The 21,910-nt window shown below is 72.5% G+C and carries 23 protein-coding genes; 12 read left to right on the top strand and 11 right to left on the bottom strand.

From position 1 onward, the window contains the following. The first annotated feature begins 382 nt into the window (after window positions 1-382). Window positions 383-808: a DoxX family protein gene (locus tag ACWEF6_RS29760; protein ID WP_449685959.1), complete on the top strand. Its 426-nt coding sequence runs from the start codon at window positions 383-385 to the stop codon at window positions 806-808. Here ACWEF6_RS29760 and ACWEF6_RS29755 read toward each other — a convergent pair. Then, window positions 805-1,323: a VOC family protein gene (locus ACWEF6_RS29755; protein WP_449685958.1), complete on the bottom strand. Its 519-nt coding sequence runs from the start codon at window positions 1,321-1,323 to the stop codon at window positions 805-807. The genes ACWEF6_RS29760 and ACWEF6_RS29755 overlap by 4 nt on opposite strands. Before the next feature lie 389 nt (window positions 1,324-1,712). Between ACWEF6_RS29755 and ACWEF6_RS29750 the strand changes: the two genes are divergently transcribed. The 3 genes from ACWEF6_RS29750 to ACWEF6_RS29740 are packed head-to-tail and all read left to right on the top strand — an operon-like array spanning window position 1,713 to window position 3,850. After that, entirely contained in the window at window positions 1,713-2,345 is a 633-nt protein-coding gene (locus tag ACWEF6_RS29750) for an NAD(P)-dependent oxidoreductase (RefSeq protein WP_449685957.1), read from the top strand. Between the two features lie 40 nt (window positions 2,346-2,385). Further along, window positions 2,386-3,255, top strand: coding sequence for an alpha/beta fold hydrolase (locus ACWEF6_RS29745; RefSeq protein WP_449685956.1), 870 nt, complete (start codon window positions 2,386-2,388; stop codon window positions 3,253-3,255). Window positions 3,256-3,259: 4 nt separating this feature from the next. Beyond that, window positions 3,260-3,850: a TetR/AcrR family transcriptional regulator gene (locus ACWEF6_RS29740; protein WP_449685955.1), complete on the top strand. Its 591-nt coding sequence runs from the start codon at window positions 3,260-3,262 to the stop codon at window positions 3,848-3,850. Here ACWEF6_RS29740 and ACWEF6_RS29735 read toward each other — a convergent pair. The 4 genes from ACWEF6_RS29735 to ACWEF6_RS29720 form a co-directional block, all read right to left on the bottom strand. Then, window positions 3,847-4,389: a dihydrofolate reductase family protein gene (locus ACWEF6_RS29735; RefSeq protein ID WP_449685954.1), complete on the bottom strand. Its 543-nt coding sequence runs from the start codon at window positions 4,387-4,389 to the stop codon at window positions 3,847-3,849. The genes ACWEF6_RS29740 and ACWEF6_RS29735 overlap by 4 nt on opposite strands. Window positions 4,390-4,491: 102 nt before the next feature. Next, a complete protein-coding gene (locus tag ACWEF6_RS29730) occupies window positions 4,492-5,616 on the bottom strand; it encodes a S1 family peptidase (RefSeq protein WP_449685953.1) in 1,125 nt (374 codons plus the stop codon). Window positions 5,617-6,024: 408 nt separating this feature from the next. Further along, window positions 6,025-6,354, bottom strand: coding sequence for a hypothetical protein (locus tag ACWEF6_RS29725; protein WP_449685952.1), 330 nt, complete (start codon window positions 6,352-6,354; stop codon window positions 6,025-6,027). A gap of 221 nt (window positions 6,355-6,575) precedes the next feature. After that, complete coding sequence (locus ACWEF6_RS29720; protein WP_449685951.1) at window positions 6,576-8,291, bottom strand: sulfatase-like hydrolase/transferase; 1,716 nt, start codon at window positions 8,289-8,291, stop codon at window positions 6,576-6,578. Window positions 8,292-8,615: 324 nt separating this feature from the next. On the opposite strand from ACWEF6_RS29720, the gene ACWEF6_RS29715 reads away from it, so the two are divergent. The 7 genes from ACWEF6_RS29715 to ACWEF6_RS29685 all read left to right on the top strand — a co-directional run bounded on the left by ACWEF6_RS29715 (window position 8,616) and on the right by ACWEF6_RS29685 (window position 14,060). Continuing rightward, complete coding sequence (locus ACWEF6_RS29715; protein ID WP_449685950.1) at window positions 8,616-8,810, top strand: antitoxin; 195 nt, start codon at window positions 8,616-8,618, stop codon at window positions 8,808-8,810. A gap of 74 nt (window positions 8,811-8,884) precedes the next feature. After that, window positions 8,885-10,051 carry a VanZ family protein gene (locus tag ACWEF6_RS29710; protein WP_449685949.1) on the top strand — a complete coding sequence of 389 codons (1,167 nt, stop codon included), beginning with the start codon at window positions 8,885-8,887 and terminating at the stop codon, window positions 10,049-10,051. Between the two features lie 99 nt (window positions 10,052-10,150). Continuing rightward, a complete protein-coding gene (locus ACWEF6_RS29705) occupies window positions 10,151-10,534 on the top strand; it encodes an STAS domain-containing protein (protein WP_449685948.1) in 384 nt (127 codons plus the stop codon). 92 nt (window positions 10,535-10,626) lie between these two features. Next, the gene (locus tag ACWEF6_RS29700) at window positions 10,627-11,025 is read left to right on the top strand and encodes an ATP-binding protein (RefSeq protein WP_449685947.1); all 399 of its coding nucleotides are present in this window, start codon (window positions 10,627-10,629) and stop codon (window positions 11,023-11,025) included. Next, on the top strand, window positions 11,018-12,646 hold the full coding sequence (locus tag ACWEF6_RS29695) for a PP2C family protein-serine/threonine phosphatase (protein WP_449685946.1): 1,629 nt from the start codon (window positions 11,018-11,020) through the stop codon (window positions 12,644-12,646). Before ACWEF6_RS29700 ends, ACWEF6_RS29695 begins: the two co-directional genes overlap by 8 nt. Continuing rightward, a complete protein-coding gene (locus ACWEF6_RS29690) occupies window positions 12,643-13,713 on the top strand; it encodes a cobalamin B12-binding domain-containing protein (protein ID WP_449685945.1) in 1,071 nt (356 codons plus the stop codon). Before ACWEF6_RS29695 ends, ACWEF6_RS29690 begins: the two co-directional genes overlap by 4 nt. Beyond that, the gene (locus ACWEF6_RS29685) at window positions 13,710-14,060 is read left to right on the top strand and encodes an STAS domain-containing protein (protein WP_449685944.1); all 351 of its coding nucleotides are present in this window, start codon (window positions 13,710-13,712) and stop codon (window positions 14,058-14,060) included. The genes ACWEF6_RS29690 and ACWEF6_RS29685 overlap by 4 nt, the downstream gene beginning before the upstream one ends. 41 nt (window positions 14,061-14,101) lie before the next feature. Here the strand turns inward: ACWEF6_RS29685 and ACWEF6_RS29680 are convergent, their stop codons facing one another. Both ACWEF6_RS29680 and ACWEF6_RS29675 read right to left on the bottom strand, forming a co-directional pair. Continuing rightward, window positions 14,102-15,604: an alpha/beta hydrolase gene (locus ACWEF6_RS29680; RefSeq protein ID WP_449685943.1), complete on the bottom strand. Its 1,503-nt coding sequence runs from the start codon at window positions 15,602-15,604 to the stop codon at window positions 14,102-14,104. Window positions 15,605-15,840: 236 nt separating this feature from the next. Beyond that, a complete protein-coding gene (locus tag ACWEF6_RS29675; RefSeq protein ID WP_449685942.1) occupies window positions 15,841-17,931 on the bottom strand; it encodes an MMPL family transporter in 2,091 nt (696 codons plus the stop codon). 74 nt (window positions 17,932-18,005) lie between these two features. Between ACWEF6_RS29675 and ACWEF6_RS29670 the strand changes: the two genes are divergently transcribed. Further along, on the top strand, window positions 18,006-18,440 hold the full coding sequence (locus ACWEF6_RS29670) for a MarR family winged helix-turn-helix transcriptional regulator (RefSeq protein ID WP_449685941.1): 435 nt from the start codon (window positions 18,006-18,008) through the stop codon (window positions 18,438-18,440). 267 nt (window positions 18,441-18,707) lie between these two features. On the opposite strand, the gene ACWEF6_RS29665 is transcribed toward ACWEF6_RS29670, so the two are convergent. The 4 genes from ACWEF6_RS29665 to ACWEF6_RS29650 all read right to left on the bottom strand — a co-directional run bounded on the left by ACWEF6_RS29665 (window position 18,708) and on the right by ACWEF6_RS29650 (window position 21,890). Then, a complete protein-coding gene (locus tag ACWEF6_RS29665) occupies window positions 18,708-19,334 on the bottom strand; it encodes a DUF4360 domain-containing protein (protein ID WP_449685970.1) in 627 nt (208 codons plus the stop codon). A gap of 183 nt (window positions 19,335-19,517) precedes the next feature. Next, the gene (locus ACWEF6_RS29660) at window positions 19,518-20,390 is read right to left on the bottom strand and encodes a spermidine synthase (protein WP_449685940.1); all 873 of its coding nucleotides are present in this window, start codon (window positions 20,388-20,390) and stop codon (window positions 19,518-19,520) included. Then, on the bottom strand, window positions 20,390-20,749 hold the full coding sequence (gene speD / locus ACWEF6_RS29655) for an adenosylmethionine decarboxylase (RefSeq protein WP_449685939.1): 360 nt from the start codon (window positions 20,747-20,749) through the stop codon (window positions 20,390-20,392). The genes ACWEF6_RS29660 and speD overlap by 1 nt, the downstream gene beginning before the upstream one ends. Then, entirely contained in the window at window positions 20,742-21,890 is a 1,149-nt protein-coding gene (locus ACWEF6_RS29650) for a type III PLP-dependent enzyme (RefSeq protein WP_449685938.1), read from the bottom strand. Before ACWEF6_RS29650 ends, speD begins: the two co-directional genes overlap by 8 nt. Between the last annotated feature and the right edge of the window lie 20 nt (window positions 21,891-21,910).

Genomic DNA, 21,910 nt, shown 5'->3' with positions numbered 1-21,910 from the left:
GTTCGTAGTGATCTACATCACGGCAATCAACACATCATTCGGGTGTGTGGAATGCGACATTCGGATCCACCATTTTGTTAAGTCGTCCGTTAAGTGCCACATCGAAAGACTCGAAAATAATCGCGAAAGCGGGAGCGCGATTATTTTCGCGGTCCAGACCACTGGGGAAAGATCACCCGTACGGCGGCTTCTCCTTGCGCCGCAACGATGCCGGACGAGCGACGCCAGCGGTGTACGGTTTTCGAAACTGCCTTACACGACATTTGGCGCTTGTGGCAACTCTCCACGACCGGTATATCTGGGTGACCTGAATTCGCACACGGCCGCCTCGCACAGCCGGCCGGTTCGATGCCGCCCTTCCCCACTCCCCGGAGGCACCACCATGCACCGCCTGGACCCGGCCCGCGATCATGTCATCGGGCTCTACCGCATCGTCATCGGCTTCCTGTTCGCCTGCCACGGCCTCAAGTCGCTCTTCGGCCTGTTCGGGGCGAAGTCCACCATCGCCGTCGGCACCTGGCCCGGCTGGTGGGCCGCGGTGATCCAGCTCGTGTGCGGCGTGCTCGTCTGCGTCGGCCTCGGCACGCGGGTCGCCGCCGTACTCGGTTCCGGCTCGATGGCTTACGCGTACTTCGTCGTCCACCTGCCGACCGGCCTGTTCCCGATCCAGAACGGCGGCGAAGCGGCCGCGCTGTTCTGCTGGTCGCTGCTGCTCGTCGCGTTCGTCGGCGCGGGCCGCTTCGCGCTGGACAACCTGACCGTCCGGCAGCGGTCTTCCGAGCCGGCCCGGGCCGGCGCCGCGGTCTAGGAGGAGCGCGAGATCCCGACGCCGCTGCGCGCGTCGGGACCGTACTTCGCCAGCTCCGCCGCGAGGTCGAGCCGCCCGATCGACGCGCCCTTCGCGCGGTCCTCTTCGGTCAGCAGCTCGCGCGGGATGATCCAGACGACCTCGAACTCCAGCCCGCTGGGATCCTTGGCGTACAGGGACTTCGTGGTTCCGTGGTCGGACGAGCCGACCAGCGCGCCCGCTTCGGCGAGCCGGGCGGCGAGCCGCTCGAGGTCGCCGAGCGTGTCGACCTCCCACGCCAGGTGGTACAGCCCGACCGAGGTCCGCCCGGCCCCGGAGTCCGCGGCGTCCGGGCCGATCTCGAAGAGCCCGAGGTCGTGGTCGTTGGCCGAGCCGGGCGCCCGCAGGAACGCCGCGCCCCGGTGCGCGTCCCCGCCGTCGATGTACCCGAAGCCGAGCACGTCCCGGTAGAACGCCACGCTCGCGGCCAGGTCGCGGACATAGAGCACGGCGTGGTTCAGGCGGAAGATCGACATCGGGGCTCCGTGCTGCGTGCAGATCGGTTGAAGTTTCAACTTAATGTTAAGCGCGTGTTCAGCACCGGTCAACCCGCCGGCGTGGACGCTGCCGGCTCACGCTCCCCTGGACCCACTCTCGGTAGGTCCGGCGACCGACCGGGCGACAAACCTTCGACACCGCATCGAGGCCCTGGTCAGGGCCACCGGCGGTTCGTAGGGTAGGTCCACCGCAGGACACCGTGTCAGCCGTCCCGCGGGCGGTGATGCCCCCGGATCCGACCTTTCCCCGAAGCCAAGTCCCGGGGCATCACCGTATCGATCCGACGTTCCGGCGCACCCCTTCGACGCCAGATACCTTAGTTCTAAGCTATGATTCTTAGCGCTAAGCAATCTCTCGAAGGAGTCTCATGCGCATCACCGTCTTCGGCGCCACCGGCGCCGTCGGCCGCCGGGTCGTCGCCGAAGCCCTCGCCCGCGGCCACGAGGTCACCGCCGTCGTGCGCGACCCGCGCCGCGCCGCGGATCTGCCACCGCAAGCCACCGTGCGCACCGGCGACGCCGCGAACCCGGACGACGTCGCCCCCCTCGCCCGCGGCCACGACCTCGTGATCACCGCCACCCGTCCGGCACCGGGCCGCGAACCCGAACTCGTCGAAACCACCCGGAGCCTGCTGAAGGGACTGACCGGAACCGGCGTGCGGCTCCTCGCCGTCGGCGGCGCGGCCAGCTTGCGCACCCCCGGCGGCACGACCGTGCTCGACGCGCCGGACTTCCCCGCCGAGCTGCGGCCGATCGCCTCGGCCCGTCAAGGCCAGCACGACGTCTACCGCGCCGACACCGGTGTCGACTGGACCTACCTCAGCCCGCCCCTGCTCCTGGAACCCGGCGAACGCACCGGCCACTACCGCCTCGGCCGGGACGACCTGCTCGTCGACGCCGAGGGCCGCTCGGCGATTTCGATGGAAGACTTCGCGATCGCCCTCCTGGACGAGGCGGAAAGCCCCCGCCACCAGCGGACCCGCTTCACCGTCGCCTCGTGACGCATTTACATACATACAACATGTATGTAACCATGGTCGCATGACGAAGCGCAGCGAAGCACTGGGTCAGGAGCACCGTGTCCGGCTGCCCGCCGGCGAGGTGCGGTACTTCGAGCGGGGTGCCGGCACCCCGGTGGTGTTCGTGCACGGGGTGCTGACGAACGCCGAGCTGTGGCGGAAGGTCGTGCCCGACGTCGCCGCGGCCGGGTTCCGGTGCCTGGCGCCGGATCTGCCGCTCGGCGCGCACGACCTGCCGATGCGTGCGGACGCCGACCTCTCCCCCGCCGGCAACGCCGACGTCATCGCCGACTTCCTCGACGCACTCGACCTGCGGGACGTCACGCTCGTCGCGAACGACACCGGTGGCGCGCTGACGCAGATCCTGCTCGGCCGGCGTCCCGAGCGGGTCGGCCGGGTCGTGCTCACGCCGTCGGACTGCTTCGAGTGCTTCTTCCCGCCGATCTTCAAGGCGCTGCCGCCGCTCGCCCGGATCCCCGGATCGATGGCGGTGCTCGGGCAGCTGTTGCGGTTCCGGGCGCTGCACCCGCTGCCGGTCCTCTTCGGCTGGGTCGTCAAGCGGCCGCTCCCGGACGCCGTCGCGCAGGCCTACCTCTCGCCGCTGCGCAAGTCCGCCGGGGTCCGGCGTGACCTGCGGAAACTGCTACGGGAGGTACATCCGCGGCACACCCTGGCCGCCGCGGAGAAGCTGCGGAGCTTCGACCGGCCCGTGCTGCTCGCGTGGGCACCGGAGGACAAGCTGTTCCCGATCCGGCTGGCCCACCGGCTCGCACAGCTGCTGCCGGACGCGAAACTCGTGGAGGTGCCGGACTCCTACACCTTCCTGTCCGAGGACCAGCCGGCGGTGCTGGCCCGCCACGTCGTCGAGTTCGCGGGCGCCATGGCAGATTAGGCGGGTGCGACGTACCCAGCAGGACCGTTCCGCCGGCACGAAGGCCGCCCTGGTCGCCGCCGCGCGCGAACTGTTCGCCGCCCGCGGCTACCAGGCCGTGCCGGCCGACGAGATCACCCGCGCCGCCGGGGTCACCCGCGGCGCGCTGTACCACCACTACGCCGACAAGCAGGGCCTGTTCCGGGCCGTCGTCGAGGACCTGGAACGCGAGCTGACCGAGGAGGTGCGGGCCGCGTTCGCCGCCGGCACCGACCCCCTTTCCGGCATGCTGCAGGGCCTCGGCGTGTTCCTCGACGCGTGCCTGCGCGAGGAGGTCCGCCGCATCTCGCTCACCGACGCCCCCGCCGTGCTCGGCTGGGACGTCTGGCGCGAGATCGAGGCGGAGTACGGTCTCGGCCTGATCGTCGCCGTGCTGGAGCAGGCCAGGGCGGACGGGCTGATCGTCGAACTGCCCGTCCGCGCCCTGGCCCAGCTGGTGCTCAGCGCGGTGATGGAAGCGGCGCGGATGATCGCCGCGGCCGACGACCCGGCCCGCACCCGCGCCGAGGTGCAGCAGGTCCTCGGCGGCTGGCTCGGCAGCCTGGTGCGGACCTAACGCGTCCGGTAGGTGCTGAGGATCGCCGGCCCGACCCGGGTGGTCGAGACCAGATCGAAGTCCACGGCGTCGGCGAAGAGCCGCCGGCCCGTTCCGGCGACGCTCGGGAAGACGAGCAGGCGGTACTCGTCGACGAGGCCGTGGCGGGCGAGCTCGTGGGCGATCCCGATCGAGCCGATGACGACGACGTCCCGTTCTTCCCGCGCGACCGCTTCGGTGAGCTCTCCTTGCAGGAGCACGGAGTTCTGCCACGCGGACACGTCGTGGAGGGTCCGCGAGGCGACCAGTTTGGCGGCGGCGTTGAGCCGGTCGGGGAACTCGCCCGAGCGGCCGGGCCAGAGCTTCGCGAACTGCTCCCACGTGGCTCGCCCGAACAGCAGGACGCCGGTGTCCAGCAGGGACCCGAGCCGGAACTTGTCCCCCGCCACGGCTTCCGGGCCGTGGCGGAACGCCCATCCGCCGGCGGGGGTGCCGCCGCTGCCGTCGGGGTCCTCGACGACGCCGTCCAGGGTGGTGAACTCGACGACGATCACGCTCATGACTGCTCCCGGTGTCTCCCTCGCCGCGCCCCGGTGGCGCGGCCGCACCGGTACCTACCGGCGGCGGCCGCCGGATTCATCGGCCGCCGCCGGGAAGTTTTCCTACGCCGTCACCAGCGACAGGCCGTAGGTCTGGAGGATCTCGTTGACCGGCTGGAACCAGGTCTCCCCACCGGAGCCGCAGTTGCCCCAGCCGCCGGAGGTGACGCCCTGGGCCTGGTCACCGGTGATGAACGAGCCACCGGAGTCGCCGGGCTCGGCGCAGACGTTGGTGCGCGTCATCTGGTAGACGGCGCCCTGGGCGTAGTTGACCGTCTCGTTCTGGCCCAGCACCGTGCCGCAGTGCCAGTGCGTGGTCGAGCCCGAGCGGCACACCGACGTGCCGACGGGCGCGACCCAGGACCCGCGGACGAGCGCGTCGCTCACCGTGCCCCAGCCGAGCACGACCGGCGCGGTCCACCAGCCGCCGCCGATCCGGATGAACGAATAGTCGTTGCCCGGGAAGGACGAGCCGGCGAAGGTGCCCATCCACGAGCCGTCCCAGCCGACGACCGAGCTGCCGGTGCCGCCGCAGTGCCCGGCGCTGACGAACCCGCCCTGCACGGAGAAGCCGATCGAGCAGCGGGTGTTGCCGTTGATGTAGTAGGGGTCGCCGCCGACGGTGCCGGCTGAGAAGGGCTGCGCGGCCGGCGCGGTCTGCACGGTGACCGGGCCGGCGGCGCGGGCCTTCGCGAGGAAGGCGTCGACGTCGGCGCCGTGCGCACCCGGCTGCAGGGTGACCACGACGCTGCCGGCGCGGGGATCGACCCGCCAGCCGCCGACGGCGGCCGGGGCGGGCTTCGCCTTGGCCGACGCGTCGATCGCGGCCTTGGCGGCGTCGAGTTTCGCCGCGCTGGTCGTGGCCGCGACGGGCTCGGCCCCGGCCTGCCGGACGGCGGCGGCCGCGGCCGGGTCGGTCACGCCGACCACCAGCTTGCCCCGCGCGGGGTCGAACCACGCCCCGCCGAACGCGGCGCCGGCGGCCTGCTGGGCACCGGGCAGCACCCGGGAGGCGGTCATTTCCTGGGTGAGCCGGGCCGACGCCTGGGCGGCGGTGAGCCCGAGATCCCGCTGCATGGCGGCGATCAGCCCGGGCGAGGCCTGGGCAACGGCGGGGGTGAGGGCGGTCAGGGACGCGGTGAGGACGGCGGCGGCGCTGCCGAGGGTCAGGGCGATTCTTCGACGCATGGGAACTCCTCCAAGGCCGGGGGAAAGAAACACACCGTCCGACGAGTGTGCGGGTGACGTCCGCGCCGGGTCCAGATTTGTCCGGTCTTCTGTCCGATTTCCCGGCTTCTCGTCCACTGTGGATAGTTCAAGTTGCTTGCCCGGCAGGGGTTTCTCCGCGCATGCCGGAGAGGCGGACCGGCTCTCGGGCCGCCCGCGTCGGTGTCACCACCCTTCTTCGCGGCGTTGCGGAGTGGTCTGAACCAAGTAGAACACGTTTCCACGACGGCGAGCCCGGACGGGAGTCTGCCGGGCACCGGACGTGCCCGGCCGTCCCCCCGGCCACCTACGGCCCCGAATCGGAGAACTCCGGGCACGACGCCGCCCAGCCACCGATTTTCCGGCGGCCGGGCGGTTCCGTGCCCGGAATCAGATTTCGTCGACCTGGTAGGCGATCACCCGGGCGGGCACGAGAAGCGCACCGGAGCACTCCGCGACCGCGGGACCGAATCCGTACGGCACCGGAAGACCGGCGACCAGCCAGAACGCGCTGCCGTTCGAGCAGTGCGCGAGGACGCGGTATCCGTAGCCCTCACCGGGAAAGCAGCTGACGGAGACACCCTGCCCGACCAGGGTCCCGTAACGCTCGCCGAAGCAGCCGGGTGGCGCGAAATCACCGGTCGCCGCGGCCGCCGGCACGACCGACAGACCGAGCAGGGAAAACACCGCGATCGCAAAAACCGCGCATTTCCTTAGCATGACCACTCCTCCAACGCCGAGAACCCGACGTGCCGAGCGTAGAAGTGCGCGAGAATTACCGGCAATTCATCGGGCCAGTGAATCGGCACGCAGCGGAAAGTCACAGCGCTGCTCCATCCGGGCTAGCCCGCGCCCCTGGACGGATGGCGGATTCCCCGCCGCGGCCCGCGGATCCGCTCGCAGCCCGGCACCACCCCGGGCGCAGCGTCCGAACAGGACGGTCAGTGCGCGAAGGCGTTCAGGAACCGGTCCCGGAAGGAGTCCATCTTCCAGATCGGTGCCTGCGCGCCCGGGTGCAGGCCGTCCTGCCAGCCCCAGCCGGCGATCCGGTCGAGCACCTTCGGGTCCTTCGCCACGATCGTGATCGGCACGTCGTGGACCGCGCCCTGCGGGGTGACCACCGGCGGCTGGTGGTCGCCGAGGAACACCAGCACCGTGTTCTCGTCGCCGTACTGCTTGACGAACGAGACGACCGTCTTCAGCGAGTAGTCCGTCGCGTCGCGGTAGGCCTCGCGGATCTTCTCCGGGTCCTTCCAGACCGATTCCGGCGCTTCGCCCGCCGCGGGCTGGGGATTGAAGATCGAGCCGTCGCCGACCTGGTTCCAGTCGACCAGCCAGGGCCGGGGCGACCAAGGTGCGTGGCTGGATACGAGGTCGACCTCCGCCATCACCGGCCGCTGCGGCGTCGCGTTCGCCAGCTCCTTGCGCTGCAGCATCGAGAGCGAGAACTGGTCCGGCATGGTCGCGTAGGCGAAGCCCGGGCCGTGGTACCCGATCGAACGGGCGTCGTAGTAGGCGTCCGGGTGGTAGAACTTCTGGCCTTCCGGCCAGTCCTTCGTGTGCGCGGGCACGTCCCAGACCGTCCGCCAGCCCGCCCGCTGGAACGCCCCGCCGAGGGTCAGCCGGTCGCTGGCGAGGAGGTCGTTGTACCGCTGCTGGTTGTCGATCCACATCCCCGACTGCACCGTCGAGTGCGCGAGCCAGCTGCCGCCGCCGAACGTCGAGGACGACAGGAACGCGCTCTTCGCGCCGATGCCGGCCGCGCGCAGCTCGGCCGTGCCCGCGTCGAGCGTCGGGCCGATCTTCGCGCCGATGACCGGGTCGTCGAGTGCGATCCGGCCGTAGCTCTCCACGAAGGTCAGCACGACGTTCTTGCCGCGCAGCCCGGTCAGCAGCTGCGGGCCCGGCGTGGAGCGGAACGCGTCTTCGGCGGCGACTTCCCCGAACGGCCGCTGGTCCCGCAGGTCGGCGCCCACCTGGCGCAGGTCGCCGTAGGCCAGCGCGGCGGCGCTCTGCGCGGCCACCGGCTGCCCCGGCGCGATCTCGACGCCGAACACCGACGAGACGATCCAGACCACGGACAGGACGGCCACGACCCGGGTGGCGCCGGTCCGCCGTCCGGCGGCGACGCGGCTCAGCCGCAGCATCGCCAGCACCATCAGCACCACGACGGCCACCGCGAGCAGGCCGGCGCCGATCAGCGCGGCGATCGTGGCCGCGTCCCCGATCTGGCCGGCCAGGAACTCGACGCCGGCGTGGAAGAAGCTCCAGTCGTAGACCGGGTCGAACGGCTTCTCCAGCGTCGCGTAGAAGCCGGTGTCGAGGGCCTTCATCAGGGTCAGCAGCCCGAGGCCCAGCCCGGCGAGCACGGCGGCGACGCGGCGCGCCCGCGGCGGCAGGACCAGCAGGACCGCCCCGATGACGAGCCCCTCGACGGGCACGCGCACCAGCGCGGCGGCGGAGAACGAGCTGAGGTCGTCCGGGGCGAGCAGCCCGAACAGCACGAGCAGCGCGGCCAGCACGGTGAGGGTCCGGCTCGCGACGACGTGCCGCCGCCGTCCGGGCCGGGGCAGCCCGAAGTCGGGCAGGGCCACCCCCGGGACCGGGGTGCGGCGGCGGACGCGCCGCACCAGCGGCAAACCGATGTTTCCAACCATGGCGAGCCTCACGTCGTGGTGCACGGTGATCGCCGGCCCGTGCGGCCGGGCGGCGATCGTCACCCCCGATATACGGGCCGCGGCGGCGCGCGGTTCACGCACCCCGGGTCCGCCCGCACCGCCGGCGGGTCGGAGTCCGCCATCGCGGGAGGATCCGGACGATCGGCCGCCGCTACCCGCCGCCGGCCTTCCCAAACCCCCGCGGACCGGCTTTCACCCGCACAAACACCCGAAATCCCCGGCACAGGGGAACGAGCGTTGCGAGCCCGCTCGGCCAGTGTTCTCCTCGGGAGGTCCGAAGATCCACTCCGAAGGAGGCCCACGATGAACCTGTTCGACAAGGCGAAGGAAGCGCTCGGGAAACACCCGGACCAGGCCGACCAGGGTGTCGACAAGGCCGCCGAGGCCGCCAAGGGGCGGTTCGGCCAGCACGCCGACAAGATCGACCAGGGCTCGGAGAAGGCGAAGGAGTTCCTGCACAAGCAGGGCGGCGGGCAGCAGGACGCACCGCCCCAGTGAGCCGCCGCGGGTGAATCCCAGCCGTCCGGGGGAAGCACGCTTCGCCGCCCCCGCGGCTGGGTACCACCGGCTCCGTGGTCGCCACCTACCTCGTCCCCGTCCGGACCGCCCTGCTCCTGTTCCCGCTCGTCGCGCTCGCCGTGATGCTGCCGGCCGCCTTCGTCAGCTACCGCCGCCGCGGCCGCGCCGGCGGGTGGCCGACGTTCGTCTTCTACACGTTCCTCTTCTACCTGCTGGCGATCGCCACGCAGACGGTGCTGCCGCTGCCCGCCGACCCGGCGTACTGCGCGGGCCACACCTACGCGAGTTCCCCGCAGCTGCGGCCCTTCTACTTCGTCGAGGTGGTCTCCCAGCGGGCCCGCGGCCACTGGAGCCCCGGCGCGCTGCTGCACAACCCGGCGGTCTGGACCACCGCGCTCAACGTCGTGATGCTGGCCCCGCTCGGCTTCTACGTCCGCTACGCCCAGCGGATGCGGCTGCTGCCGGCCACCCTGATCGGCTTCGGCGTGTCGCTGTTCTTCGAGCTGACGCAGCTGACCGGCCTCTGGTTCGTCTACCCGTGCCCGTACCGGCTCTTCAGCGTCGACGACCTGATCCTCAACACCGCGGGCGTCGTCGCGGGCTGGCTGCTGGCCGGCCCGCTCGGGCGGCTCCTCCCGTCGCCGGAACCCGAGCACGACCGGCGCCGCTACGCCGCCCGGGTCACCTTCACCCGGCGGCTGTTCGCGCTGGCCACCGACCTGCTCGGGTTCGGCGCGCTGCTCGGGTTCCTCTTCGGCCTGCTGACGCTGTTCGGCGAGGACCTGCGCCACCGCGACACGCCGGTGGTCATCCTCGCCCTCGTGTGGTTCGTCGTGCTGCCCGCCGTGACCGGGTCCACCCCCGGCAAGCGCGCGGTGCTGCTGCGGGTGACCCGCCGCGGCGGCCGGCGGGCCGGACCGGTCGCCCTGCTGGTCCGCAACGGCGTGCTGCTCTCGCCGCTGTGGCTGACCTGGCTGCTGCTGGACCTGGACCGCTGGGACCTGGCCGGCCACCCCGAGCAGCTGCTCCTGCCGGTCGCGCTGGCCGCGTCGGTGTTCGTCGTCGGCGTCTGGACGCCGCTGGCGGTGCTGCTCGACCCCGAGCACCGGGCGCCCTACGAGCGGCTGACCCGCACCGTGAACACCGCCGTCGTGCCGCCGGCGGAGGCGGAACCGGAGCCGGCGCCCGCGCCGCCGGAGAAAGTCCTTAAAGGACAGTAAGGGGACACCGGCCTGCCCACGGTCGACAGCGCTGGTAGATTGCGTCCGGAACGGGTTGAGCCGCCAGCCCGTGTCCCGATCCCCATCCAGGAGCTTGTGATGACCACCGACGCAGCGCGGCCCCGGCAGCGGCATTCGGGTGACGGCTGGTCACTCGAAGCACACGACTCCGGGGGTACCGGGGTCTACACCCTGCGCGGTGAGTTCGACTTCGCGGCCTCGGCGAAGCTGGCCGAGCTGCTCCCCGCCGACCCCGGCCCCGAGCGGGTCGTCGTGGACATGGCCGAGGTCGCGTACTGCGACTCCAGCTGCCTGCAGGTCCTGTTGCGGCTGGCCCGCGGCCTGCGTGCGGCGGGCGGCCGGTTCGCCGTCGTGTCGGCCTCCCCGGCCGTGACCCGGCCCATCAGCCTGCTCGGCCTCGGCGACGTCATGCCCGTGTACCCGGCTCTCGAGTCGGTCGAAGCTTCCTGGGGTGCGGCATGACGACCTCGGACACCCGTGTCGGCGGGCCCGGTTCCGGGCATGAAGAAGGGGAGGGCCTCCCCGCGGGGGCCGGCACGGCGAAGGAGGCGGACGTGAAACTCCGATCGATCCGGCACGAACTCGGCATCTCCCCCGAGCTGTCCGAACTGGCGCGGGTCCGCCACTGGGTCCGGACGGTCCTGCGCGGCTTCCCGGCGCACTTCGTCGGCACCGCGGTGATGGTGGTGGACGAGCTGACGTCGAACGCGCTGCGCCACGGCCGCGCGCCCTACCACGTCCGCCTGCTGCCCGGCGCCGCCAAGCTGCGGATCGAGGTCGACGACAGCGGGGGCGAGAGTGCCCGCCGCCGGACGCCGTCCGACCACGGCGGCCGCGGGCTCCTGCTGGTCGAGCGCTGCGCGGCGGCCTGGGGCCAGCTGCGCCGGCCCAGCGGCAAGACGCTGTGGGCTGAGCTGGCCACCGACCCGGATCCGGCGAGCGCCCGTGGCTGATCCGGCGCACACCGCGCCCGCCGTCGCGATCGACGGCGCCGGGGGCTGGGCGGGCGCACCGGCCGCGGCCGTGGTGCTCGACCGGTCCGGGACGATCCGCGCCCTCAACGACGCCGCCCACCTGCTGTTCCCCGCCGCCGCACCCGGCGGTTCGGCGGCCGGGACGGTCGCCGGATGGCTCGTCGAAGCCCATGACCGCGGCGCGGACGAGGTCGTCCGCGGCGAAGTGGGCGACCAGGCGTTCGCCGCGCACCCGGTCCCGCACGGCGAGGCCGTGACCTGGTGGCTGGTCGACGAGACCGACGTCCACTCGGCGCGCGAGGCGCTGGCCCGCGAGCAGGAGCGGACCACGTTCCTCAGCGAGGCCTCCGCCGCGCTGCTGGGCTCGCTCAACCTGGACCGCTGCATGGAGGTCGCCGCCCAGCTCGCCGCCGAGCACCTGGCCGACGCCGCACTCGTCCTGGCGCCCGCCGCGGGGACGAGCTTCCCCGCCGTCACCTGCGTGCGCGGTGGCCGGCCGGTCCGGTCCCGGCTCGCCATCGACCCGGACGACCTGCCCGGCCTCGGCGAAGCGCTGCAGGGCTTCCCGCCGGTGCCGTCGCGCTGGCTCGACCCGGACGCGGCGCCGTCCTGGGTGCTGCCGGAGGGCTTCGGGCCGGTCGGCTCGATCGTCGTGACGCCGCTGCCCGGCCACGGCGTCCCCGCCGGGGCCCTGGTCCTGCTGCGCCGCGGCGACCGGGCGTCGTTCACCGCCCAGGAGGAGCTCTTCGCCCGGCTGTTCGCGGCGCGGGCGGGCGCGGCGATGTCGGCGGCGCGGGTGTTCGCGCTGCAGGCGTCGATCACCGACACGCTCATGCGCGAGCTGCTCCCGCCGACCCTCGAACAGCTCGGCGGCGTCGAGTTCGCCGGCCGCTACCGCCCGGCCCGCGACGGCGAGCGGATCGGCGGCGACTTCTACGACGTCCACTCGGCGGTCACCACCGAGGGCGACGAGTCACTGGCCGTGCTCGGCGACGTCTGCGGCAAGGGCCTCGACGCGGCCGTGCTCACCGGCAAGATCCGCACCACGCTGCGGGCGCTGCTGCCGATGGCCGGCGACCACCACCGGCTGCTCGAACTGCTGAACCGCACGCTCGGCGAGAACGCCGACGCCCGCTACGTCACGCTCGTGCTGGCCTCCGCGCGGCGCGAAGGCGCCACCGTCCGGCTGCGCGTCACGTGTGCGGGGCACCCGCCGCCGCTGATCGTGCGGGCCGACGGCCGGGTCGAGGAAGCCGACAGCCTGGGCAGCCTGATCGGCGTGCTGCCCGAGATCGAGTCGTCGAGCGCGGACATCACGCTGCACCCCGGCGAGACCTGCCTGCTCTACACCGACGGGATCGTCGAGGCGAAGGGCGGCCCGCTCGGGGACGCCATGTTCGGCGAGGAGCGGCTCATGCAGGCCCTGGCCGAGTGCGCGAACATGCCGGCCGACGCCGTCGTCGAGCGCGTGCAGATGCTCGCCTCGCAGTGGATCGGGCGCGGCACCCACGACGACATGGCCGTGCTGGCGATCACCGCGCCGCGCGGGCAGCACCTGGCCGCGGTGGGCGGCCACGGACGCGGGAGGTACACCGCTTGAGCACCGCTACCCGGAGCACCGGGGTGGCCGAGCACGCCGAACGGCTGTGGACCGCCGTCACGGCCGGCGACGAGTACACGGCGGGTGACGTCGTGGTCCGGGCGCTCGGCGACGGGACCGACCCGGAGAGCGTGCTGCTCGACGTGATCGGCGCGGTGCAGCGGCGGGTCGGGCGCGAGTGGGCGGCGAACCGCCTCACCGTCGCCCAGGAGCACGCGGCGACCGCGATCAACGACCGCGTCATCGCCGCCTTCGGCTACGTGCTCAAGCGCCCGGAACCGCACCTCGGCCGGATCACCGTCGCGTGCGTCGACGGGGAGTGGCACGCGATGCCGGCCCGGCTGCTGTCCGAAGTGCTCCGATTGCGCGGGTTCCAGGTCGACTACCTGGGCGCGCAGGTGCCGGCCCCGCACCTGGTGGCCCACCTGCACCGGACCGGCCCGGACGCGGTGGCGCTGTCCGGTTCGCTCGCGCCCCGGCTGCCGACGGCGCACGCGACGATCACGGCGTGCCAGGCGGCGGCGACCCCGGTCATCGCGGGCGGCGCCGCCTTCGGGCCCGACGGCCGGTACGCGCGGCTGCTGGGCGCCGAAGCGTGGGCCCCGGACGCGCGGGCGGCCGCCGACCGGCTGGCCGAGCCGCTCCCCCGGCCGCACGCCGCCCACCAGCCGCTCGACGACCTGCCGCACCTGGCCGACCAGGAGTACACCCTGGTCACGCGCAGCTCGGGCCGGCTGGTTAAGGCGGTGCTGGCCGGGTTGGAGGAGCGGATCCCGGCCATGCGGGCCTACACCGATCTGCAGCGCCAGTACACGGCGGAGGACCTCGCGCACACGGTCGACTACCTGGCGACCGCCCTCTACGTCGGCGACACCGAGCTGTTCACCGGGTACCTGAGCTGGACGGCCGGGATCCTGACCGCGCGGGGCGTCCCGGCGGCCTCGCTCGAACCGGCCCTCGAGCTGCTCGAAGCGGAACTGCGCGACTTCCCGCGGGCCACCGGCATGCTCCGCACCGCACGAACCCACCTGGCGGAGCCGGCCGCCGGATCGGAGCGGTCCGCATGACGTCCGGGCTCACCTGCACCTGGGTGGTGGAGAACGGCGTCGCCCGCGTGGCGATCGACGGCGACCTCGAGTTCGCGACCACCGGCACGCTGCTGCGGCTGGTCACCGACCGGCTGACCGGCCGGCCGGCCGTCCACGAGGTGCGGCTGGACTGCGCCGGGATCGGCTTCTGCGACTCCTCCGGGCTGTCGGAGCTGATGAAGGTGCTCCACGTGACCGCCGACGCCGGCGCCCGGCTACACCTGGACAACCGCCAGCCCGCCCTGGACCGGCTCCTCACCCGCACCGGCACGGCCGCCTACCTCACCGGCGAAGCGGCGATCTCCCGGGCCCGGCGGGATTCCTGAGCCGGTCCTCCTCCCCGGAGCGTGGGCGTCGCCGCAAGCGCCTACGGAGCGGGAATCGCCGGGCACACGGTCCCCCTGGCGGGCAGCTCGAGATCGTCCAGGTAGGCCTCGATCCGGCCGGCCACGCACGGTGACGACAGGAACGCGATGTGCGCGTCGCCCGCGTACTTCAGGAGCACACTCCCCTGGATCTGCGCCGACACCCTGGCGACGTTCCCGTACGGCGACCACGGGTTGCCCTCGGCGCCCACGATCAGGATCGGGGGCGCGTCCCGGACGATCGCCGGCCGGGGCGGGTTCGTGGCCGGGGTGCGGCGGCCGACGCAGCCGCTGAGCGCGTCCCACGCCTGGGATGCGCCGCGGGTGTGCGGGGCCGCCGCGGCCACGATCGGCCGGGCCGCGAGCAGGTCGGCCACCGACGCCGGGTAGTCCTCGCACATGCCGGCCCGCATCGGGTTCCACAGGTCGCGAAAGCCCCACGAGTAGCGGTAGACGAAGGCGAACACCGGGCTCGTGCCGCGGCTCGCCTGCTGGATGGCGGTCGCCAGATCGGCCCACCCCATGCCGCCGCCCGGGAGGGTCAGGTCGCCGATCTCCAGCAGCTGCTCGGTGAGGAACGCCAGGTCGTCACCGCGCACCGCGACCGTCGTCTGCTGCGGCTCCGGCCGGCCCGGCTCCGGCGGCAGGTCGAGCCGGACCGGGTGCCGGTCGGCTTCGCGCAGCAGGGCGTCGTAGACCGCGGGCACGTCCTGTCCGTGCAGGACGCAGCTCGCCGATCGGTGGCACCACGCCACGAACCGCGTGAACTCACGCTCCACTGCGGACGCGTACTCCGCGGCCCGGACGACCACCGGGACGCTGTGGTCGAGCGGGCTGTCCATCGCCATGGCCCGGACGCGGTGCGGGAACAGCCGCGCGTACGCCTGCCCCGGCCCGGCGTAGCCGTAGAAGAAGAAGCTGGCCCGCTCTTCGCCCAGGGCGGCCCGGACGGCGTCGAGGTCCTTGGCCTGGGTGACGGTGTCCAGGTGGCCGGGCAACGGGCCGGCGCAACTCGCCTCGTACGCCCGGTTGTGCCGGACCAGCGCGCCGACCTCGGCCGCCGAGCGCGGGAACACGGTCACGCCGGGGTCGTGCACCGGCCGGCCGCAGTCGATCGCGTCGGACCGGACCGGCGCGGGCAGCCGGCCGGTGAACGGGTGCACCCCGCCGCCGCGGAGGTCCACGCCGATGAGGTCGAAGTCGCGCAGCAGGCCGGGGAACATCGCGAACACCCCGGCGCGGACGTCGGTGAGCAGGAAGTCGAACCCCACGCCCGGCGCCATGAACAGCACGCCCTTGCGGTGCGCCGGGTCCGCCCGGTGCCGGTTGAAGGCCAGGGTGATCTTCGGCCCGCCCGGCCGGTCCCAGTCCAGCGGGACGGCGATCTTCGTGCATTCCGCATCCACGCCGCAGGGCACCCAGTCAGGGCGTTCCGGCGCGGCGGAGGCGGGTTGAACGACGACGGCCACGAGCAGGATGACGAGTGCCGCGATCCTTCCCCACATACTTCCCCCCATGAGATGTTTGGCTACTAAGATTCTTATCATGGGGTGTGGGTGCTGTCGACCGCGATCGCCGCCTTGGGGCTGCCTGGCAGAAGTTTCAGCTGGCTGCCGGCTTGCTCGCCGGTCGGCCCCGGGCAGGCCGGGGACGGGCCGATGGTCCCGCGCCTCCTGCGGATTCGCCGAACCGGACGCGGCCGGGCTCACCACCGGCCCGGCCGTGCCCGCGGCGAGAAGGCCTACTCCTCACGAGCGATCTGCCGGCCCTGGACCTCCTGGCGCGCCAGCTTCGACGGCCACCAGATCCGCCGCCCGACGTCGATGGTCAGCGCCGGGACCAGCAGGGACCGCACCAGCAGCGTGTCCAGCAGGACCCCGAACGCGACGATGAACGCGATCTGCGCCAGGAACAGGATCGGGATCACCGCCAGCGCCGAGAACGTCGCGGCCAGCACGACGCCGGCCGAGGTGATCACCCCGCCCGTCAGCGACAGCCCGCGCAACGTCCCGTCGCGCGTTCCCCGCGTCAGCGCCTCCTCCCGCACCCGGGTCATCAGGAAGATGTTGTAGTCGATCCCCAGCGCCACCAGGAAGACGAAGCCGAACAGCGGCACCACCGGGTCCGCGCCCGGGAAGTCCAGGACGTGGTTGAACACCAGCGCCGACACGCCCATCGTCGCCGCGAACGAAAGGACCACCGTCGCGATCAGCAGCAGCGGGGCCAGCAACGACCGCAGCAGCAGCGCCAGCACCAGGAAGATCACCAGCAGCACGATGGGGATGATCAGCGCCCGGTCGCGCTTCGACGTCTGCTGTGTGTCCAGCTGGATCGCCGTCGGGCCGCCCACCTTGGCGTTCGCCTCCGGGACCGCGTGCACCGCGTCGCGCAGGCGCCCGACCGTCGCGACCGCCGCCTCCGAGTCCGCCGGGTCCGTCAGCACCGACAGGATCTGGACGCGGCCGTTCACCACCTTGGGGCGGCCATCGGGGCCGGGCAACGGGAACGACTGCGCCACTCCGTCTATTGTGGACGCCTTCAGCACCGCGGGCAGCGCGCCGGCGTCGGCGATCGTGATCGCCGGTGCGCCGAGGCCGCCCGGGAAGTGCCGGCCGAGGATCTCCTGCCCGGTCCCGGATTCGACCTGGGTCAGGAAGACGTCCGACTGCGCGGTCCCGGACGCCTTGAGCTGCGGCAGGAACGCCACGCCGACACCGAGCACCAGCGCCGTCACCACCCAGACCGTGCGCGGGCGGCGGCCGACCAGGCGCGCGACCCTCCCCCAGATCCCGGACGTCTCCGGGTGCGGCGAACCCAGCGCCGGCTTGAACGGCCAGAACGCGCCGCGCCCGCACAGGGCCAGCGCGGCCGGCAGGAACGTCGTGGACGCGAGCAGCGCGGCGCCGATGCCGATCGCCGCCACCGGGCCGAGGCCCTTGTTCGAGTTGAGGTCGCTGAACAGCAGGCACAGCACGCCGAGCACGACCGTGCCCGCCGAGGCCGCGATCGGTTCGAGCGTCGCGCGCCAGGCGAGTTTCAGCGCGTCGAACCGGCTCGGCGTGTCGCGCAGCTGCTCGCGGAACCGCGCCACCAGCAGGAGCGCGTAGTCGGTCGCGGCGCCGAAGACGAGGATCGAGAGGATGCCCTGGCTCTGGCCGTTGAGCGCGAGGACGTCGTGCTTCGCCAGCAGGTAGACGACGAGGCTGGCGAGCCCGAGCGCGAACACCGCCGACAGCAGCACCAGGAACGGCAGCAGCGGGCTGCGGTAGACGGCGATCAGGATGAGGGCGACCACGCCGCCGGCGACGAGCAGCAGGATGCCGTCGATGCCGCCGAACGCCTTGACCAGGTCGGCGATCTGCCCGGCCGGGCCGGTGACGAGCACGGTGAGCCCGGCCGGTGCGCCGCCGAGCTGCGCCCGGACCTCCTTGACGACGTCGGCGGGGTTGCCGTCGGCGAAGATCGGCACGGCGAGCTGCGCGGCCTGGTCGTCGCGCGGTGCCTGCTCCGGCCGGCCGAGCGGGCCGGCCACACCGGGTACGCGGCCCAGCTCCTGGGCCTTGGTCTCGAGGAACCGCCGGTCTTCCGCGGTCAGGCCGCTGGTGCGCTCGGCGACGACGGTGGCGGGCAGGACCTGGCGCGGGGTGAACGCCTTCTGCTCGTCGGAGACCTCGGTGGCTTCGGCCGAGCGCGGCAGGAAGGCGGCGTTGTCGTTCTTCGCGACTTCGCTGAGCTTGCCGGCGAACGGGCCGCCGAACCCGCCCAGGCCCAGCCAGGCGATCACCAGGAGGGCCGGGATCAACCAGCGGAGGCGGCGCGGGGAGTCGTTCATGGTCGCTAAGGTCCTTTCGAGCGCGAACACGCCCAATTGTTCAGCAAGCTGAACATTTTGCACGACGACCCGGAGTGACGGTGAGCACAGCCCCCGAACCCGATTTGAGCACATGGCCGACCGGCCGGTTACTCGCCGTGGCCGCACGACTGGTGGAGCAACGCTGGGTTGCCGTGCTCGACGGCATGGGTCTCACCCACGCGGGCCTCATCGCGCTGCACACCCTGCGCGACGGGCCGCTCCCCCAGCGGACGCTGGCCCAGCGCTGCCAGGTGACCGACCAGACGATGAGCCGCACGCTCGACCGGCTGACCAAGGCGGGGTTCGTCAGCCGGGCCGCCGACCCCGCCGACGCCCGCCGCCAGCTCACGCGGCTGACCCCGCGCGGCCGGGAGGTGCACGAGCGGGCCGTGCGCGCCGAACCCGCACTGCTCGGCGGCCTGGGTGACGACGACGCCTTCCGCGCCGGCCTGCTGGACCTCATCACCCGGCTGTCGGCGGGCGATTGAGAGCGCGCGCCGGTGGGTAGATCCTTCTACATGTGGATCGCGGTGAGCACCCCAGTGGCCGTCCTGATCGCTACCGTCCTCATGGAGCGGTTCGAACGCCGGTGCCGGCTGGCGCCGAGCTCCGAGACCGAACCGGCGCCGGCCCGCGGCTGACGCGGAATGGTTGATCCGCGTTCAACGGAAATCCCCGGTCCGGCGGGCACGGCAAAACCCGCTCACCGGTGAGGGGTTCCGGTGAGCGGGCGCCGCGGCAATAACCTCCCGAATTCAGCAGGTCTTCCACGCGAAGTGGTAAATCGTGTCCACGCTCGCGTGTTCGGAATCCATTTCGATGAAACTGCCGCCGGACGACGCACCCGCGTCCGCCCGTAGTTCCGCATTGATGTTCAGGTTGCGGCTCTCGCCGCACGGGGCGAACACCAGCTCGGCCACGTCGGTGGTGTCGGTGGCCCGCCACACGCCGTGGAACGGACCGGGGAAGGTGTGGCGCACCCGGGCGGTCGGGGCCGTCCCGGCGAAGTAGTAGTTGGCTTGCTCGAGCGCGCTCGCCCCGCTCTCGATGTGGGCGAAGCCGCGGTACTCCGCCTCGGCGATCGCATACGTGAACCCTTGCGGCACATGGACGAGCACGTTGATCTGGCAGTTCTTCCTCGCCTCGAGCGCGGACGCGCCGCCGCCCGCCTTCGCGGTGAAGTTCGTGTAGTGCACCGTGAACGAGGTGTTGTCGGACGCGACGTCGGCGGACGCGGTGGCCGTGCCCGCCGGGCAGCCGGAGCCGTTGATCGTCTTGATGTCGAGCGTGATCTTTTCGCTCGGCGCCGACATTGCCGGAGAATCGACGGGAGCGACGAGGGTGGACAGAATCATTGCGCCTACGACCGACATACCGAGCATGACGCTCCTCCAAATGGGCCACGGTGCCGAGGTGGTGATGATGATCGCGCGCGGAGAGGATCGTAGCGCGATCGCAACCTTTTCGACGGCCACTGAACGGAGTAACACGACAGCGGAGAGCACGGGAAATCCATTTCCCGCTATTTCACGTTTCCCGGGGCTCGAAATGCGGGGAATCGAAGGTCAAGAAGACTGGTCCAGACCATCCATGCGTAGGGAGCGGGGCGGGGTGGCGCCGCCGAGCAACGCTTCGGCGTCGAGTGTCACCGCCGTGCTCCCCCCATCCGCGAACCGCCGCGCCACCAGGGCACCCGGGTTCTCGACCGGGTCCGCGCGCCCGGACAGGAACGCCCACTCGTGCTCGTCGGAGCCGAAGTACAGCACCGCGCCGAACACCTCGCGGAACCGCCGCCAGGACGCGCGCAGCGTCTCGTTGCGCCACAGCGTCGGGCAGCCCGCCTGGCACGCCACCACCCCGCCCGGCGCCAGCAGGCGCGCGCAACGGGCGAGGAAATCGGTGCCGTACAAGCGGTTGTGCTGCGCGTCCGGATCGGTGTTCTCGTCCGGCAGGTCGATCACGACCACGTCGTAGGTCTCACCCCGGCGGCCGGCCTCGGCGAGGAAGACCCATCCGTCCACATAGGACACCCGGACCGGCCCGTCCCCGCGCTCGGCCCGCGCCAGCTCCGCCGGGGTGTAGCCGTAGGGCAGGTGCTCGGCGCAGGCGCGGACGGCCTGCTCGTCGATGTCGACGTGATCGACGTGCACCGCGCCCGCGTCGACCGCCAACCGGCTCGCGACCCCCTCGCTCGACCCGATGATCAGCACCCGCCGCACCCGCTCGGCCAGCAGCAGCGCGGGCACCATCAGGGCTTCGTGGTACACCAGCTGGCTCGCCTCGGTGCTCTGGCGCTCGCCGTCGCAGAACAGCGAAACCCCCTGCGCGGTGGTCCCGATCAGCACCTCCTGGTACGGCGTGCGTTCGTGGAACCGCACCTCGCCGACCTCCCAGACGCGGGTGAGGCCGTCGCCGACCGGTTCGTGGATCAGGGGCATCAGCGTTCTCCCCGGTGGAGGACCGACAGGTGGACCGGCGCGGCGTCCAGGGACTTGGCCAGCAGCCGCAGGGCGTGCTCGGGATCGGCGCGGTCCCCGCAGGTGAACACGTCGGCGAAGAGCGACCCGTGCTCCGGGTAGGTGTGGACGGAGGCGTGCGACTCGGCCAGCAGCGCGATCACCGTGGCGCCCTGCGGCGCGAACCGCTGCGCGACGACGTCGAGGACGGTGGCGCCCGCCTCCGTCACCGCGGCCCGCAGCAGCTCGCCGAGGCGGACCGGGTCGTCGAGCAGGGCCGGGTCGACGCCGTGCAGCTCGGCGAGCACGTGCCGCCCGGTGAACCGGCCGACGTCAGGCATCACCCCACCTCCCGAGGCAGTAGGTGCGCAGCGGCTCGATCCCGTTGAACCCGACCGAGGCGTAGCTCGCGGTGTAGGCCCCGGTGCCGGGCACGTCGAGCCGGGCACCGCTGCGCAGCGACAGCGGCAGCCGGTACGGCGTCCGCTGGTAGAGCACGTCGTCGCCGTCGCAGGTCGGCCCGGCGAGCACCACCGGCCCGTCCGGGCCGTCGTGGGCCGCCACCGGTTCGAACCGGTAGGCGATGGCTTCGTTCTCGGCCTCGGCGAGCCCGTTGTAGCGGCCGATGTCGAGGTAGACCCAGCGGCGGGTGTCCCGCTGCGCGACCAGCACGACCTCGGTCCGCAGCAGGCCGGCGTCGGCGACCAGTACCCGGCCGGGCTCGAGCAGCAGCTCCGGCCGGTCCTCCGGGAACGACGTTCCGAGAGCCGTCGCGATAGTCGACGCGTACGCGGCCAGCGGCGGGACGGCGGTGCGGTGGGTGGTCGGGAAGCCGCCGCCGAGGTTGAGCCGGGTCATGGCGACACCGTGCGCCGCGGCCTCGCCGAACAGCTTCGCCGCCGTCGCGATGCCGATCTCCCAGGCGCCGACGTCCGGCTGCTGCGAGCCGACGTGGAAGGCGATGCCCGGCCGCAGCCCGAGCGCGGCCGCGCGCAGCACCAGGTCGAGCGCCTCGGCCGGGGCGCAGCCGAACTTCCGCCCGAACGGCGTCACCGAGTCCGGGGCGTCGAGCACGACCCGGATCGACACCGCCGAGCCCGGCGCGTACCGGCCCAGGTGCTCGACGTCGGCGGGGGCGTCCGAAGTGAACTCCCGGACCCCGCGGTCGAACGCGAAGGCGATGTCCCGCGGTTTCTTGATCGGGTTGCCGTAGGCGATGTCCGCGGGACGGGCGCCGCGGCCGAGGCACAGGTCCAGTTCGGCCGGCCCGGCGACGTCGAAGCCGGCCCCGGCCGCCACCAGCGCGTCGAGCACCGGCGGCGCCGGGTTGGCCTTGACCGCGTACCGGATCAGCGCGCCGGGGAACGCCGCGCCGAACTCCCGCGCCCGCGCCGCGACGACGTCGGTGTCGACGACCAGGCACGGCGTCGGCGGGTCACGCTCCTCGAGGAAGCGGCGGATCCGGGTGTAGTCGGCGCACACGGCCGCCAGTGTCGCAAACG

It is taken from the genome of Amycolatopsis sp. NPDC004772 (genome assembly GCF_053601215.1).
Note: the sequence above shows the minus strand (reverse complement) of the source record. Positions and strands in the feature narration are given on the sequence as shown.

What these genes read in the sequence shown, in the direction of transcription:
- ACWEF6_RS29750 (WP_449685957.1), top strand. Translation starts at nt 1,713, where the DNA reads ATGCGCATCACCGTCTTCGGCGCCACCGGCGCCGTCGGCCGCCGGGTC.
- ACWEF6_RS29705 (WP_449685948.1), top strand. Translation starts at nt 10,151, where the DNA reads ATGACCACCGACGCAGCGCGGCCCCGGCAGCGGCATTCGGGTGACGGC.
- ACWEF6_RS29660 (WP_449685940.1), bottom strand. Translation starts at nt 20,390, where the DNA reads ATGCCCCTGATCCACGAACCGGTCGGCGACGGCCTCACCCGCGTCTGG.
- ACWEF6_RS29720 (WP_449685951.1), bottom strand. Translation starts at nt 8,291, where the DNA reads ATGGTTGGAAACATCGGTTTGCCGCTGGTGCGGCGCGTCCGCCGCCGC.
- ACWEF6_RS29665 (WP_449685970.1), bottom strand. Translation starts at nt 19,334, where the DNA reads ATGCTCGGTATGTCGGTCGTAGGCGCAATGATTCTGTCCACCCTCGTC.
- ACWEF6_RS29760 (WP_449685959.1), top strand. Translation starts at nt 383, where the DNA reads ATGCACCGCCTGGACCCGGCCCGCGATCATGTCATCGGGCTCTACCGC.
- ACWEF6_RS29745 (WP_449685956.1), top strand. Translation starts at nt 2,386, where the DNA reads ATGACGAAGCGCAGCGAAGCACTGGGTCAGGAGCACCGTGTCCGGCTG.
- ACWEF6_RS29735 (WP_449685954.1), bottom strand. Translation starts at nt 4,389, where the DNA reads ATGAGCGTGATCGTCGTCGAGTTCACCACCCTGGACGGCGTCGTCGAG.
- ACWEF6_RS29685 (WP_449685944.1), top strand. Translation starts at nt 13,710, where the DNA reads ATGACGTCCGGGCTCACCTGCACCTGGGTGGTGGAGAACGGCGTCGCC.
- ACWEF6_RS29675 (WP_449685942.1), bottom strand. Translation starts at nt 17,931, where the DNA reads ATGAACGACTCCCCGCGCCGCCTCCGCTGGTTGATCCCGGCCCTCCTG.
- ACWEF6_RS29755 (WP_449685958.1), bottom strand. Translation starts at nt 1,323, where the DNA reads ATGTCGATCTTCCGCCTGAACCACGCCGTGCTCTATGTCCGCGACCTG.
- speD (WP_449685939.1), bottom strand. Translation starts at nt 20,749, where the DNA reads ATGCCTGACGTCGGCCGGTTCACCGGGCGGCACGTGCTCGCCGAGCTG.
- ACWEF6_RS29725 (WP_449685952.1), bottom strand. Translation starts at nt 6,354, where the DNA reads ATGCTAAGGAAATGCGCGGTTTTTGCGATCGCGGTGTTTTCCCTGCTC.
- ACWEF6_RS29715 (WP_449685950.1), top strand. Translation starts at nt 8,616, where the DNA reads ATGAACCTGTTCGACAAGGCGAAGGAAGCGCTCGGGAAACACCCGGAC.
- ACWEF6_RS29730 (WP_449685953.1), bottom strand. Translation starts at nt 5,616, where the DNA reads ATGCGTCGAAGAATCGCCCTGACCCTCGGCAGCGCCGCCGCCGTCCTC.
- ACWEF6_RS29680 (WP_449685943.1), bottom strand. Translation starts at nt 15,604, where the DNA reads ATGTGGGGAAGGATCGCGGCACTCGTCATCCTGCTCGTGGCCGTCGTC.